This window comes from Ruegeria sp. SATB027, from assembly GCF_059613825.1.
This window is the reverse complement of sequence record NZ_JBXWTH010000041.1, coordinates 24491-37685: the sequence shown is the minus strand read 5'-3', so window position 1 is coordinate 37685 and position 13195 is coordinate 24491. Positions and strand designations below refer to the sequence as shown.

Genomic DNA, 13195 nt, shown 5'->3' with positions numbered 1-13195 from the left:
CCCACTCAAACCGAAAGTCGACCAGCATGATCCGCAAAGCCGACCTCCTGTCCGCAGACCTCAAGCGCATCCCCGGCCTCTACCGCCGCTGGGAGCTGCCGGAAATCCTGAAGAACCAGCGTGCATACCGCATCGAAAATGCCGGTGCCCACCAGGATGGGACGCCTCTCGTGGCGGTCTACGCCGACGCCGACACGGGTCAGCCGGACGAGCAGCACAACGCCTCAAACCAAGACACCGAAGCGGTCTCGGTCCCCGCTGGGACGATGTCGCGGCGGCCTGAGTAGAGGCGAAAGGAGGAGATCATGTTCATGGGAACCACACCCTTTATTACGGTTCGCGCCAGCCGACCGCTTTCCGAGATCGAGTTCTGCGCCTGGGTGGCGCAAGCCGTTCCCGGCGACCGGCTGGAATACCATCGCGGCTTTCTGGTGCTCGACATCTTCCCTGTGTTTTCAGGGCTGTCGGATGCGGCGCGGGCCGAATTGAGCAGGCTTGGATCGCGGGCCTTCTGGGCCGCTGAACTTGGTCTCGTGCATCTCGTGCAGGAGCGCGTTGGGCCCGACCAGTTCGCCTACATCGCCGTGGCCCGGCCCAAACCGAAAGCCGCTGCCGTCTCACTGTCCGAGCTGCTGCTCGCCGAACAGGAAGCCGCGTGATGCCCGCATTTCAATCCCTTTTCATCGATCACGGAGACCCTTTCATGCCATTCCCCGAGAACACCCCCACGCCTGACGATCTGCCATCTCTCAGCGCCGCCGAGGTTGCGGCGCTGCCGGTCGAGTTGCTGGCGATCCTCCAGCGCGAAATCGACGAGCGTCTGAAGCGCGATAAAGCCGCCAAGACCCGCTTCGATGCCGGACTGGCCGTCCGCTATGCTACCCGGGCCGCCGAGGAACGCCAAGCCGCAGGCAAAGACACCGGCACCGTCCGGTTCGACGACGGCGATTTCACCGTGGTCACTGATCTGCCGAAGCGGGTGGATTGGGATCAGGACCGACTGGCCGACATGGTCGCAAGGATCCGCGATGCAGGCGACGACCCCGCCGAATATGTCGATCTCTCCTTCAAGGTGCCCGAGCGTAAATACGCCGCCTGGCCCGAAGCAATCCGGCAGGGCTTCGAGCCCGCACGCACCGTCCGGCCCGGCACGCTGAAGGTCGAGATCCTCGCGCAGGGGGCTGACCAGTGAGCCTCCCCATCATAAGCGCCGACCAGCGGTTGGCCGAGCCGCGCGGCATCAAGGGCTGCATCTTCGGGAAATCCGGCATTGGGAAAACGTCGCTGCTCTGGACCCTCGATCCCGACCGCACCTTGTTCATGGATCTCGAAGCGGGCGATCTGGCTATCGAGGGTTGGTCCGGTGACAGCATCCGGCCGCGCACATGGACGGAATGCCGGGATTTCGCGGTGTTCATCGGTGGGCCCAACCCGGCTTTGCGGGATGAGCAGCCCTATAGCCCGGCCCATTACAAGGCGGTCTGCGAACGCTTCGGCGATCCGGCAGAACTCGAATGCTACGACACCATCTTCGTCGACTCGATCACGGTAGCGGGTCGGCTGTGCTTCGGGTGGTGCAAGGGCCAGCCCGAAGCGCTGTCTGAAAAGACCGGCAAGCCGGATGTGCGTGGCGCCTACGGGCTGCATGGCCGCGAAATGATCGGCTGGCTCACCCATCTGCAGCACACACGGGCGAAGAACGTCTGGTTCGTTGGGATTCTCGACGAGAAGCTCGACGACTTCAATCGCAAGATATTCCAGCCGCAGATCGATGGCTCCAAGACCGGCCTGGAGCTGCCGGGGATCGTCGATGAGGTGATCACCATGGCTGAGCTGAAGGCCGACGGCGGCGATCCGTATCGCGCCTTCGTCTGCCAGACGATCAACCCCTGGGGCTTTCCGGCCAAGGACCGCTCCGGCCGCCTGGCCCAAGTCGAAGAACCCCACCTCGGCCGCCTGATGGCAAAGATCCGGACGCCCGCGATACCGACACCCGACCGGCTGACCTACGCGCCACCACCCGCCGATCCGGCGACCGATGAACAATCCCAACCACAATCTTGATCAGAAAAGGAGGTTCCCCATGGGTTCCTGGAACGATTTCAACGACGCGCAGAGCAACACCAACCTGATCCCGAAGGGCACGTTGGCCAAGGTGCGCCTGACCATCCGTCCCGGCGGGTTCGACGATGCCTCACAAGGCTGGACCGGCAGCTATGCCACGCGCGGCTCGACAGGTGCTATCTATCTCAACGGCGAGTTTACCGTGACCGAGGGCCAATATGCTCGCCGCAAGATCTTCACGCTGATCGGGCTCTACAGCCCCAAGGGGCCGGACTGGACCAACATGGGCCGCAGCCTGCTGCGCGGGATTCTGAACTCGGCGCGCGGGATTTCCGACAAGGACATGTCGGCCGAGGCGCAGGCGGCGCGGCGGATCAGTGGGTTTGCCGATCTCGACGGGATCGAGTTCGTCGCCCGCATCGATATCGGCACCGATGCCAGCGGCGACGACAAAAACGAGATCCGCAGCGCGGTGACGCCCGATCACCGTGACTATGCGCAAATCATGGGCACCACACCCATGCAGTTCAGCGGCCATGCCCCGCAGCAGGGTGCGCCCGCATCCCCTTCATCCAATCCGCCAGCAGCCAACCCCGGTGCCCCCGGGCGGCCGAGCTGGGCGCAGTAAGGGGGATCGGTCATGCGCCTGCGTCCCCGCCAAAAAACCTTTGTCGAGCGCAGTGTTGCTGCGCTCGGCCAACACGGCAATACGCTCGGCGTGGCCCCCACCGGCGCGGGCAAGACCATCATGCTCTCAGCGGTCACCGGCGAGATGATCGGCGACGGCGCAAAGGCCTGCGTGTTGGCGCATCGAGACGAGCTGACCGAGCAGAACCGCGCCAAGTTCCACCGCGTCGTGCCTGAGGCGTCCACCTCGGTGGTCGACGCCACCGCAAAATCCTGGGGCGGCGACGTCACCTTTGCGATGGTGCCGACCCTGGCACGGGCCTCAAACCTAGCCGACATGCCGCGCCTCGATCTGCTCGTGATCGACGAGGCACATCACGCGGTGGCGGACAGCTACCGGCGCATCATCAACCGTGTGCGCGACGCCAATCCCGACGCCCGCGTTTTCGGGGTGACGGCAACACCGACCCGGGGCGACAAGAAAGGACTGCGCGAGGTCTTCGACAATGTCGCCGATCAGGTGCGTCTGGGCGAGCTGATCGCTTCGGGCCACCTCGTGCCGCCGCGCACCTTTGTCATCGATGTGGGCGTGCAGGAGGAATTGAGATCCGTCCGCAAGACCAACGCGGATTTCGACATGACCGAGGTGGCGGACATCATGGACCGCGCGCCGGTCACCGACGAGGTGATCCGCCACTGGCGCGAGAAGGCTGGTGACCGGCAGACCGTCGTCTTCTGTTCCACCGTCGCCCATGCCGAACACGTCACTGAGGCATTTCGCGCCGCGGGGATCACGGCCGCGCTGATCCACGGCGATCTGGTGGCCGACACCCGCAAGTCCATCCTGACCGACTATGCGGCAGGCGAGATCCGCGTGATCGTCAATGTCGCCGTGCTCACGGAAGGCTGGGATCACCCGCCCACCTCCTGCGTCGTGCTGCTGCGGCCTAGTTCCTACAAATCCACCATGATCCAGATGGTCGGTCGCGGGTTGCGCACGGTCGATCCCGAAGAACACCCCGGCATCGTCAAGACCGACTGCGTGGTGCTGGATTTTGGGACATCGAGCCTGATCCACGGCACGCTGGAACAGGATGTCGATCTGGACGGCAAGATCGGCACCGGTGAGGCCCCCACAAAATCCTGCCCGGCCTGTGCGGCGGAAATCCCGCTCGCCGCCACGGAATGCCAGCTCTGCGGCGAGGTGTTGCTGCAGGACGAAGGCGAGACCGGCGCGGACTCAGTGCCGCTCTCGGGCTTTGTCATGACCGAGATCGACCTGCTGAAGCGGTCGAGTTTCGCATGGGTCGATCTCTTCGGGACGGACGACGCGCTGATGGCCACGGGCTTCACCGCTTGGGGCGGAATCTTCTGGATGGACGGCGTCTGGTACGCCATCGGCGGGGCCAAGGGCGAGCGGCCACGCTTGTTGGGCGTCGGCGAACGCACCGTCTGCCTCGCCCAGGCCGATGACTGGCTCAACACCCACGAGAGTGATGAAAGCGCTTTCAAGACAAGGGGATGGCTGCGCCAGCCACCCACCGACAAGCAGCTGAAATACCTGCCGCCCGAGTGTCGCCACGACTTCGGCCTGACGCGCTATCGCGCCTCGGCGCTGATGACCTTCGGCTTCAACAAGCTCGCCATCCATGCAGCCGTAAATGGGGTGGCTGGTCCCGAACGGAGGGCGGCATGACCCATGAAATCTTCAGTCCGCATCACGACCGAGGAGCGGCGTCGTCTCTGGCATCCGCGTGGAACGCTCTGTGCTGTCTGCCGGCAACCCACGCGTGGTTTTGGCTGGCGCGATCCGGTCCGGTCGAGACGGCCCCGGCCATCGGTCTGGTTCTGCTCGATGCTCTGCCAAGGCTTGTGGACGCGTTTGGCACGGGAGCGTTTTGCCATGGTTGACCTGACAGAAGAAGAACGCGCCGCCGTCACCGTCACCATGAAACGCATCGCCATGCTGATGGACGAGATCGGCTGGCAGACCGCATTTGCCGATCTAACCGAGGCTCAGGTGCGCGCCCTGATCGAAGAGGCCGTCGAGGGCTTCCGCGAGGCCATGTCCGACATCGCCCGGGCCCAGACGCCGGAGGTGCCGTTCTGATGCTGGACTTCAACCCACGCCCCTCCATGGCCGAGCGGATCAACGCGCTGGTCGACGCCGCTCTCATTGCCGAGCGCGAGGCCACACCGCGCCGGACCTATCTCGGCGCCTCCCGGCTGGGACATGCCTGTGAACGCGCGCTGCAGTTCGAGTTTGCCGGTGCGCCAAAGGATGAGGGGGCTGATTTCGGCGGCCAGACGCTGCGGATCTTCGCAATTGGTCATCAACTCGAGGATCTGGCGATCCGCTGGCTGCGCGCGGCCGGGATCGATCTGGTCACCCAAAAACGCGATGGCGGCCAGTTCGGCTTTTCTGTCGCCGGTGGGCGCATCCGGGGCCATGTCGACGGGATCATTGCTGACGCTCCGGCCGCGCTCGGCATGCGCGTGCCCGCGCTGTGGGAATGCAAGACGATGAACGCGAAAAACTGGCGCGCCTGCGTCAAGGACGGGGTCACGGTTTCCAAGCCCGTCTATGCCGCCCACATCGCGATCTATCAAGCCTATATGGAGCCCTCGGTGCCGGGGATTTCGGCCGCACCTGCGCTGTTCACGGCGATCAACAAGGACACGGCCGAGCTGCATCATGAGCTCGTTCCCTTCGATGCCGATCTCGCGCAGCGCATGTCTGACCGCGCCGTGCGGATCCTGCAGGCCACCGACGCGGGCGATTTGCTGCCCCGCATCGCCGCCAATCGGGATTTCTTCGAGTGCAGGTTCTGCGCCCATTCCGAGCGGTGTTGGGGGCTGGCCAGATGACCGACGAGCCCACCGATCCCGACGAGGACACATCTATGCGCGACGACACGACGACCGATACGCCCGCGGAAAACATCGTCCATTTCAATCCGTGGCGCGACTTCAACGATGCTGCTCCGCAGATTGACGTTTTCGGCGATGAGCCGGACCCTGAGCAGATCGCCCAGTTCATGCAGGTCGTCTTCGGCTATTGTGACGGGCTGATCCCGGTCCGCAGTTTCATTGACAAGGGCCAGGGCATTGATGGCCGCCCGCACAATATCTGGCTTGAGGCGGATCAGGCCGCCCCAGAGAAGATGGCGACCTTCGCCACATGGGCGTCACGCGAGGGGGCGGCCGTCTACGTGATCCCCGGCACCGTGGCCGCGCCCGGGCAGGCCAAGGCCGCCGAGATCCTGCGGATGCAGACCGTCGTGGTTGATCTCGACACCGGAGATATCGCTGCCAAACGCGCGCATCTGGAGCGCCACCTCGGCGCGCCCAGCATGGTGGTGGAAAGCGGTGGCGTGACGCCCGAGGGCCAGCGGAAAGCGCATGTCTGGTGGACACTGACTGAGCCCGCCGAGGGAGATGACATTGCCCGGGTCTGCCGTCTGCGCGGCGACATTGCCGCCAAGGTCGGTGGCGACATGCATTTCCGCTCGGCGCACCAGCCGATCCGGGTGGCAGGCTCGGTCTATTACAAGAACAGCCTCAAAACGCAGGTGCGCATCGTCGAGTTGAATGGCGACCGCGAACGCGATCTGGCCGAGTTTATAGAGGCCGTGACCGACATGTCGCCCGCGCCGGGTGTATCCCTGCAGCCCGAGTTTACGCATCCCGACAAACCGGCGATGGACGATGTGCTGGTGACCCCTGTGCGCGAGGGCGCGCAGGATGATTGGTCCCGCTTCGAGGGTGCGTCCGCCGCGATCGGGCATTTCATCCGCATGGTCCACGAGGGCCGGATGACCAAGGATGAGGGCTGGGAAGGCATCTGCGGCTACAACGCCGCGATGCTTCGGCCCCAGTGGCCCGTTGAACGGCTCAAGCGCGAGTCCGAGCGACTCTGGGAACGGCATGTCGAGAAATACGGGCCGCCGCTGATCCGGCTGAATTCCGGCGCACCAGGACCGGTTGAAATGCCCGCATTCACGTTGGGCGCGCTGCTGGACGACCAGAGCCCCATGCCAGAAGACATCATCGCGCCGCGCGTGCTGACACCAGGCGGGCTGCTGGTGCTGGGCGGCGCACCCAAGGTCGGCAAGAGTGATCTGCTAATTTCGTGGCTCGTGCACATGGCCGCTGGTGTGCCGTTCCTCGGCTTCATCCCGCCGCGGCCGCTGCGGATCTTCTACCTGCAGGCCGAAATCCAGTATCACTACCTGCGGGAACGCCTGAAGCAGATTGCGCTGCCGCCGGAGGTGTTGGCCGCCGCGCGCGATACCTTTGTCGCCACGCCAAAGCTCAAGATGCTGCTCGACAACGAAGGCAGCGTGCGGGTCGCACGCGCCGTGCAAACCGCGTTCCCGGAGGCACCGCCTGACATCCTCTGCGTCGACCCGATCCGGAACCTGTTCGACGGCGGGCCCGATGGCGGCGGCGAGAACGACAACACCGCCATGATGTTCTTCCTGAAGGAACGGGTGGAGGTGCTGCGCGACCATATCGACCCCGACTGCGGGGTGATCCTGATCCACCACACCAAGAAGCTCAGCAAACAGCAGGTCAAGGACGATCCTTTTCTCGCGCTCTCCGGTGCCAGCGCGCTGCGAGGGTTCTACACCTCCGGCCTGATCCTGCACCGTCCAGACGAGGAGGCCCCGGAACGCAAGCTGGAGATCGAGCTTCGGAACGGACCCGCGCTGGCCGCCAAGCTGATCGACAAAGTCGCCGGTCAATGGGTCGAGATCAACCCGATGAACGAGCGGCTGGTGCGCAAAGAGGTCGGGGCCAAACATGACGCCGAGCGCAACCGCAAGCGCGATGTGATCCTCGACCTGCTTTTCGAGGAGGCCACCAGCGGGCAACTCTACACGACCATGCAGTTCGCCGAGACTTTCGAGAACCAGAGCGGGCTTGGCAGCAAATACACGATCCGCGAACGGTTGAGCGTGTTGGCCACCAAAGGCCATGTAAAATTCCTGCGCGATGGCAGCGCCTTTGGCTATCCGAAAGTCAGATCCCGCTTCGGATATCTCTGCGTCGATGGGATGCGGTTTCGCCCGGAGGAGCGCGTCGATCCGGAGACCGGCGAGGTCTTCGAAAACGCCGATCCCGTCCTTCCCAGCCACTACAAATGCCCCAATTCCGGGGTCTGCATGGACGTCGAAAACCCGGCCGTTTGGGTCTATCCGGAGACGGCTGCGGACGACGATTTGGGCTCACTAACTCCTAAGAGTGAGGCCTAACTCCTATGTCCTCCCTAACTCCTGTATCAATGAAATCAATGGCTTACTCCACAAGAGGAGTTAGTGGGCTAACTCCTCCCCAACTCCTCCGAACTCCTAGTTTCTCGTTCTTTATCAGCACGTTACCCACAAAAGAGGAGTTAGTGTGGAAAGCCCCCATACTACGTATGGGGGGCCAACGAGCAGGTTTGGCCCTATCCCATACGTCGTGGGGTATCCGCGCACGGGCCGATCTGCCCCGCACCTTTCACCTTTCGAGCAGCAATGGAGATGACAATGTCGAACAGGCAAATTGAAACCGTGTGTCAACACCAGACGATAGCTTTGTCGGCGACCATCCTGGCCCTGGATCTTGGGACCACAACGGGCTGGGCGCTACGGTCCGCGGACGGCATTATCACCAGCGGGACGGCTTCGTTCAAACCCGGGCGCTATGACGGTGGTGGGATGCGATACCTGCGCTTCACCAATTGGTTGGGCGAGTTGCAGCGGTTGTCTGGTCCCATTGCCGCTATCTGGTTCGAGGAAGTTCGCCGCCACGCCGGGACCGATGCGGCGCATGTCTATGGGGGGCTGATGGCCACGCTGACCGCATGGGCCGAGATGCGCGGCGTGCCTTACCAAGGCGTGCCCGTCGGAACCATCAAGCGCCACGCCACTGGCAAGGGCAACGCCAACAAGGCGGCCATGATCGCAGCCGCTGAGGCGCGTGGCTTCAGCCCGGCCGATGACAACGAGGCCGACGCCATCGCGATCCTGCACTGGGCGATCGAGACCGAAGGAGGCATGGCATGAACCGCATGAGCTTCGCCCCTCGCGGCTTCGGGGGCACTCGCCGCAGCCCCGATCAAGTCAAAAAGGACGGCTGGAAGGAACAGGGCGTTCTGGCAGTCTCCGTGGATGACAATCGCCTCACCTGGCCAGAGCGCGAGTTGGTCCGCCAGCTGGGCGAACGCCTTTATGGCAAGCGGGAACCGGAGGTAGGCCATGACTGAGTGGACCACAGCGCGCGTGGAGGACCGGCTGGAGAGCGCGGCCGATGTCTTCCGTACCTTGCCCGGCGTCATGCCGCAGGGCTTCTTCAATGCTTGGCCCGAGTATTTTCACAGCTTCGCGGACAAGGTCGGTCAGGAACCGCAAATGCGCAGGCCCCGGCCGGGACCGCGCCAGATCTCCGAGGCCGAGGGGGCATTGCTCTGGCTGCGCTGGCTGGAACGAGACGATGCCCGGATCGTCTGGTTGCGGGCCGAGCGCACGCCGTGGAAGCCGATCTGCTGGGAGATGGGGCTGAGCCGGACGGCCGCGACCAAGCGCTGGCAATTCGGCCTCGCGGTGATCACCTGGCGGCTGCATGGGCGCGTGCCTCCGGCCCGGCGCTCGAAGCAATTCGTCATTGAAAACGCCAATCACCTGTCAAGAAAAATCGTCCTGTGAGGAAATTTTCCGGTGTACATCGCAGGGCCTTACACATTCCGAGAATGACGCTAGAAATTGGATATACTCGGGAGAGGCGCGTGCGGGACGACCTGCGGCGCTGGCTCCCGGGGTCCACCAAGGGGCCCAGCTGGGGTCCAAGCCGCTAACCCACTGACTTTACGGGTCCTTCCTGGCCCCAAATGTATACGGGCGGGCGAAGCGCGCAATATCGCCAGCGACAGGGCCGGTTTTTTGGGAAGCCACCCCAGCGGGCATCCACCCGCGACCTGCTGAAAACCACAACAAAACAAACTCTTGGAACCGGACACGTCCGGTGGCCGCTGGACCCTTTGCGGAGTCCAGGCTGGCTGCTGGTGTCCGGAGTCCAGGGAATCCACCCCAATGAGGCGAACCGCTGGTCCATGCGTCGAACAAGGCCGCTGCGGCCGGTCATCTCGTAAAAGCGAAGACGCGGGCGATGCGTGTTCGCACCTGTCCAACCTGCGGAAAGCAGGAAGACGTCAGAGCCGACAATCCAGCGCCGCGATGTCGTGGATGCGCTGGCCGGTCAGCTTTGGACCAAGGACGCAAGCAGCGCACCGCCACTCGGAACCATGAAACCTGCCGCCATTGCGGTAGACGATTTGGAACCCCGCCAAGCAGCCAACAGAAATACTGCAGCCGCAAATGCCTGAGTGCCGCCAAGTCGACCATGCGGACTTGCGCGACCTGCCACACTGAGTTTCGGGTGCCTCGGTCAGTTCTGTCTGATCGCACCAATTCCAGTGCGCGCTTCTGTTCGCGGCCTTGCTATGAACGGCATCTGTGTCGGACGCCGCGTATCCGTGGGCGCGGCTCGCGCTGGAAGACAATCCGCCGGGATTCCCTTGGTCGAACCCCGTTCTGCGCCATGTGCGGCACCGGACAGCACCTCCAGGTGCACCACATCATTCCGTTCCGCCTAACGCGGGACAATTCGCAAACCAATCTGATCCCGCTTTGCCGCGCCTGCCACAAGCGGGTGGAGGCGGTGTTCCACGATGTCGAGGCGGTCGACCCGCCGTTGCCCGTCACCAAGCTCGTCCTGTTCTGCAGCATTCATGCGCGCCGGACGGTGACCCTGCACCTGCTCAAGAGATCCACTCATGTCGGTCAACGCACTGCAGCTTGAACAATGGCCCATCGGCCGCCTCGTCGAATACGAGCGCAACCCGCGCAAGAACGACGACGTGGTCGACCGGATGGCACAGGCCATCATGGAGTTCGGTTTCCGCATTCCGATCGTCGCGCGCAGCGACGGGCTGGTGGTCGACGGGCATCTGCGGCTGAAGGCGGCGCGTGTGCTCGGCCTCGACACCGTGCCCGTGGTCCTCGCGGACGAGTTGTCGGAGACGCAGATCAAAGCGTTTCGCCTGCTGGCAAACCAGTCGGCAAACTGGGCGGAGTGGGATGAACTGCTGCTGTCGGCCGAACTGAACGACCTGCTGGCCGAAGACTACGACCTGTCGCTCATCGGTTTCGATGACGCGGAACTGGAGGCACTGTTGGCCGGTGAAGTCGACCCCGAGACCGTCTCCCGAGAGGGCGAGGACGATGTTCCGGAGGCCCCCGAAAATCCGACCAGTCGCCCCGGCGATCTCTGGGTGCTGGGCAAGCATCGGCTGCTCTGCGGGGACGCGACGGTGGCAACAGACGTCGAGCGTCTGCTCGGCGATGTGACACCGCTGCTGATGGTGACCGATCCACCCTACGGCGTCGAATACGATCCCGGCTGGCGCAACAAAGCTGGCGCCGCCGCGACCAAGCGGACCGGCAAGGTGCTGAATGACGACCGCGCTGACTGGCGCGAGGCCTGGGCGCTGTTTCCGGGCGATGTGGCCTATGTCTGGCACGGCGCACTGCATGCGACGACGGTCGCGGACAGCCTCGAAGCCTCCGGCTTCAACATCCGGTCCCAGATCATCTGGGCAAAGGATCGTCTGGTGCTGAGCCGCGGCGACTATCACTGGCAGCACGAGCCCTGCCTCTATGCCGTGAAGAAGACCGGCAAAGGCCACTGGGCCGGTGACCGCAAGCAGACGACTCTCTGGCAGATCGCCAACAAGGATCAGGACGCGGACACCGTGCACGGCACGCAGAAACCGGTCGAATGCATGCGCCGGCCCATCCTGAACAATTCCAGTCCGGGCCAAGCGATCTACGAGCCGTTCATGGGATCTGGCACCACGCTGATCGCGGCCGAAACCACGGGGCGCGTTTGCCTAGGGATCGAGCTGAACCCGGCCTATGTCGATGTCGCCGTGCAGCGCTGGCAGGCATTCACCGGTCACCAGGCCGTGCTGGACGGGACCGGCGAGAGCTTCGCCGATCTGACGGCCAAACCACGCTGAGGCGATGCATGACTTGGCTTTACATCCCTCCGGACGCGCTTCCGGAGCCGGAAACCTGTTCGGCCTCTCGCTCTGCTCCGGCGCAGGCGGGCTCGACCTCGGCCTCACCATCGCCATGCCCGGATATCGAACTGTGGGCCATGTCGAACGGGAAACCTACGCCGCGGCCATTCTCGTGGCACGGATGGAAGAGGCGACCCTGGATCCGGCGCCTGTCTGGGACGACGTTGCCAGCTTCGACGGCCGACCGTGGCGCGGCGCGGTGGACATCATCACTGCGGGATATCCGTGCCAGCCGTTCTCTGTCGCGGGCAAACGCCGGGGCGCGGACGACCCACGCCACCTCTGGCCGCATGTCGCGCGGATTATTGGCGAGGTTGAGCCGCCCTTCGTCTTCCTCGAGAATGTCGCCCATCATCTCCGCCTCGGATTCCCCGAAGTCGCCAGCGGACTGGTCGGCATGGGCTACAAGCTTGCGGCAGGCCTCTTTATGGCGGCGGAAGTCGGTGCGCCGCACAAGCGCGAGCGGCTGTTCATCCTCGCGCTCCGCGAGCACGACCAACTGGCCGACCCCGCGCGCCTGCTCCGGGACCCGCTCGAGCGGTGGAAACCGGACGGAGATGCTCCGGCTCTGGCCAACGCCACGGGCGAGCGCGAACGAGAACAGGCAGACGAAACCAACACCGTCGCAGGAAGCAGGCAAGCATGGGATGAACCTGGCAACGAGCGCCGCGATGTGGCCAACGCCCCAGACCGACAGTTTCCGCAGCCGCGGCGGTGCCCGAAAGCACGAGAAGGGGCTGGACGGGATGGCCCGGGACTGGCCGACGCCGATGGCGACGGACGGGAACAAGCCGAGCGCGGGCAATCGCAAGTCCGCCGACCTGACCAGCGCCAGCCAGATGTGGATGACGCCGACGGCGCGGGATCACAAGGACGGGGCCACGACACTGGCGAACACGCCTGTGAACGGCCTGCTTGGCCGCCAGGTCCTGGTGACGCCGATGGCTGGGAGCGATACCTCCGAGCCGCGCCGGACGCTGAACCCAGCATTCGTCGAGGCTCTGATGGGCTGGCCCACCGGGTGGACCGGCTTCGGCTCTGCGGCAACGGCGTGGTCCCCTTGGTTGCGGCGCATGCGCTGCGAACTCTCGCGGCTGAACTGCTGGCCGATGGATGAAGGCGAGCCAGCATGAAGCAATCGCGCCTCATGTCGTTCGTCGAGGCCGTCGCCAACGTGGTCATCGGCTACGGCGTCGCGGTCGTTACGCAGATCCTGATCTTCCCGATCTTCGGGCTACACACGACGCTGGCGCAGAACATGAAAATGGGCGCGGTGTTTACTGTGGTGAGCATCGCCCGATCATTTGCCCTGCGGCGTGTGTTCGAGGTTATTCGCGTCCGAATGTTAAACTGAAAAGTCGCTATTTAGGCGCTTGA

The 13195-nt window shown here is 64.1% G+C and carries 18 protein-coding genes and 1 pseudogene; all 19 read left to right on the top strand.

Annotated features, from left to right (window positions below):
* Positions 1-26: 26 nt before the first annotated feature.
* The 19 genes and pseudogenes from AC2FPW_RS11950 (at position 27) to AC2FPW_RS11860 (ending at position 13172) form a co-directional block, all read left to right on the top strand.
* Positions 27-287 (top strand): hypothetical protein, encoded by a 261-nt coding sequence (locus AC2FPW_RS11950; protein ID WP_496813874.1) that lies wholly within the window; start codon positions 27-29, stop codon positions 285-287.
* A gap of 24 nt (positions 288-311) precedes the next feature.
* Positions 312-659, top strand: a complete 348-nt coding sequence (locus AC2FPW_RS11945; protein ID WP_496813872.1) for a hypothetical protein — start codon at positions 312-314, stop codon at positions 657-659.
* 44 nt (positions 660-703) lie between these two features.
* A complete protein-coding gene (locus tag AC2FPW_RS11940; RefSeq protein ID WP_496813870.1) occupies positions 704-1192 on the top strand; it encodes a hypothetical protein in 489 nt (162 codons plus the stop codon).
* Positions 1189-2064, top strand: a complete 876-nt coding sequence (locus tag AC2FPW_RS11935; protein WP_496813869.1) for an ATP-binding protein — start codon at positions 1189-1191, stop codon at positions 2062-2064. Before AC2FPW_RS11940 ends, AC2FPW_RS11935 begins: the two co-directional genes overlap by 4 nt.
* Before the next feature lie 19 nt (positions 2065-2083).
* Positions 2084-2692: a hypothetical protein gene (locus AC2FPW_RS11930; protein WP_496813867.1), complete on the top strand. Its 609-nt coding sequence runs from the start codon at positions 2084-2086 to the stop codon at positions 2690-2692.
* Positions 2693-2704: 12 nt separating this feature from the next.
* A complete protein-coding gene (locus tag AC2FPW_RS11925) occupies positions 2705-4387 on the top strand; it encodes a DEAD/DEAH box helicase (RefSeq protein ID WP_496813866.1) in 1683 nt (560 codons plus the stop codon).
* Positions 4384-4602: a hypothetical protein gene (locus AC2FPW_RS11920; RefSeq protein WP_496813865.1), complete on the top strand. Its 219-nt coding sequence runs from the start codon at positions 4384-4386 to the stop codon at positions 4600-4602. The genes AC2FPW_RS11925 and AC2FPW_RS11920 overlap by 4 nt, the downstream gene beginning before the upstream one ends.
* A complete protein-coding gene (locus AC2FPW_RS11915) occupies positions 4595-4801 on the top strand; it encodes a DUF6511 domain-containing protein (protein ID WP_496813864.1) in 207 nt (68 codons plus the stop codon). Before AC2FPW_RS11920 ends, AC2FPW_RS11915 begins: the two co-directional genes overlap by 8 nt.
* Complete coding sequence (locus AC2FPW_RS11910) at positions 4801-5559, top strand: hypothetical protein (RefSeq protein ID WP_496813863.1); 759 nt, start codon at positions 4801-4803, stop codon at positions 5557-5559. Before AC2FPW_RS11915 ends, AC2FPW_RS11910 begins: the two co-directional genes overlap by 1 nt.
* Positions 5556-7949 carry an AAA family ATPase gene (locus AC2FPW_RS11905; protein WP_496813862.1) on the top strand — a complete coding sequence of 798 codons (2394 nt, stop codon included), beginning with the start codon at positions 5556-5558 and terminating at the stop codon, positions 7947-7949. The genes AC2FPW_RS11910 and AC2FPW_RS11905 overlap by 4 nt, the downstream gene beginning before the upstream one ends.
* A gap of 276 nt (positions 7950-8225) precedes the next feature.
* Positions 8226-8744 (top strand): hypothetical protein, encoded by a 519-nt coding sequence (locus AC2FPW_RS11900; protein ID WP_119398864.1) that lies wholly within the window; start codon positions 8226-8228, stop codon positions 8742-8744.
* Complete coding sequence (locus AC2FPW_RS11895; protein WP_496813861.1) at positions 8741-8944, top strand: hypothetical protein; 204 nt, start codon at positions 8741-8743, stop codon at positions 8942-8944. Before AC2FPW_RS11900 ends, AC2FPW_RS11895 begins: the two co-directional genes overlap by 4 nt.
* Positions 8937-9383: a DUF6362 family protein gene (locus tag AC2FPW_RS11890; RefSeq protein ID WP_496813859.1), complete on the top strand. Its 447-nt coding sequence runs from the start codon at positions 8937-8939 to the stop codon at positions 9381-9383. Before AC2FPW_RS11895 ends, AC2FPW_RS11890 begins: the two co-directional genes overlap by 8 nt.
* Positions 9384-9847: 464 nt before the next feature.
* Positions 9848-10060, top strand: a complete 213-nt coding sequence (locus AC2FPW_RS11885; RefSeq protein WP_496813858.1) for a hypothetical protein — start codon at positions 9848-9850, stop codon at positions 10058-10060.
* 17 nt (positions 10061-10077) lie between these two features.
* The gene (locus AC2FPW_RS11880; protein ID WP_496813857.1) at positions 10078-10536 is read left to right on the top strand and encodes an HNH endonuclease; all 459 of its coding nucleotides are present in this window, start codon (positions 10078-10080) and stop codon (positions 10534-10536) included.
* Positions 10511-11755, top strand: coding sequence for a DNA modification methylase (locus AC2FPW_RS11875; RefSeq protein ID WP_496813856.1), 1245 nt, complete (start codon positions 10511-10513; stop codon positions 11753-11755). The genes AC2FPW_RS11880 and AC2FPW_RS11875 overlap by 26 nt, the downstream gene beginning before the upstream one ends.
* Before the next feature lie 4 nt (positions 11756-11759).
* Positions 11760-12278 (top strand): annotated as a pseudogene (locus AC2FPW_RS11870) (DNA cytosine methyltransferase); the annotation flags it as partial.
* Positions 12279-12465: 187 nt separating this feature from the next.
* Entirely contained in the window at positions 12466-12951 is a 486-nt protein-coding gene (locus AC2FPW_RS11865; protein ID WP_496813891.1) for a hypothetical protein, read from the top strand.
* A complete protein-coding gene (locus AC2FPW_RS11860; RefSeq protein ID WP_496813854.1) occupies positions 12948-13172 on the top strand; it encodes a DUF7220 family protein in 225 nt (74 codons plus the stop codon). Before AC2FPW_RS11865 ends, AC2FPW_RS11860 begins: the two co-directional genes overlap by 4 nt.
* Positions 13173-13195 lie beyond the last annotated feature (23 nt).

What these genes read in the sequence shown, in the direction of transcription:
- AC2FPW_RS11950 (WP_496813874.1), top strand. Translation starts at nt 27, where the DNA reads ATGATCCGCAAAGCCGACCTCCTGTCCGCAGACCTCAAGCGCATCCCC.
- AC2FPW_RS11945 (WP_496813872.1), top strand. Translation starts at nt 312, where the DNA reads ATGGGAACCACACCCTTTATTACGGTTCGCGCCAGCCGACCGCTTTCC.
- AC2FPW_RS11940 (WP_496813870.1), top strand. Translation starts at nt 704, where the DNA reads ATGCCATTCCCCGAGAACACCCCCACGCCTGACGATCTGCCATCTCTC.
- AC2FPW_RS11930 (WP_496813867.1), top strand. Translation starts at nt 2,084, where the DNA reads ATGGGTTCCTGGAACGATTTCAACGACGCGCAGAGCAACACCAACCTG.
- AC2FPW_RS11925 (WP_496813866.1), top strand. Translation starts at nt 2,705, where the DNA reads ATGCGCCTGCGTCCCCGCCAAAAAACCTTTGTCGAGCGCAGTGTTGCT.
- AC2FPW_RS11920 (WP_496813865.1), top strand. Translation starts at nt 4,384, where the DNA reads ATGACCCATGAAATCTTCAGTCCGCATCACGACCGAGGAGCGGCGTCG.
- AC2FPW_RS11915 (WP_496813864.1), top strand. Translation starts at nt 4,595, where the DNA reads ATGGTTGACCTGACAGAAGAAGAACGCGCCGCCGTCACCGTCACCATG.
- AC2FPW_RS11910 (WP_496813863.1), top strand. Translation starts at nt 4,801, where the DNA reads ATGCTGGACTTCAACCCACGCCCCTCCATGGCCGAGCGGATCAACGCG.
- AC2FPW_RS11905 (WP_496813862.1), top strand. Translation starts at nt 5,556, where the DNA reads ATGACCGACGAGCCCACCGATCCCGACGAGGACACATCTATGCGCGAC.
- AC2FPW_RS11900 (WP_119398864.1), top strand. Translation starts at nt 8,226, where the DNA reads ATGTCGAACAGGCAAATTGAAACCGTGTGTCAACACCAGACGATAGCT.
- AC2FPW_RS11895 (WP_496813861.1), top strand. Translation starts at nt 8,741, where the DNA reads ATGAACCGCATGAGCTTCGCCCCTCGCGGCTTCGGGGGCACTCGCCGC.
- AC2FPW_RS11890 (WP_496813859.1), top strand. Translation starts at nt 8,937, where the DNA reads ATGACTGAGTGGACCACAGCGCGCGTGGAGGACCGGCTGGAGAGCGCG.
- AC2FPW_RS11880 (WP_496813857.1), top strand. Translation starts at nt 10,078, where the DNA reads ATGCGGACTTGCGCGACCTGCCACACTGAGTTTCGGGTGCCTCGGTCA.
- AC2FPW_RS11875 (WP_496813856.1), top strand. Translation starts at nt 10,511, where the DNA reads ATGTCGGTCAACGCACTGCAGCTTGAACAATGGCCCATCGGCCGCCTC.
- AC2FPW_RS11865 (WP_496813891.1), top strand. Translation starts at nt 12,466, where the DNA reads ATGAACCTGGCAACGAGCGCCGCGATGTGGCCAACGCCCCAGACCGAC.
- AC2FPW_RS11860 (WP_496813854.1), top strand. Translation starts at nt 12,948, where the DNA reads ATGAAGCAATCGCGCCTCATGTCGTTCGTCGAGGCCGTCGCCAACGTG.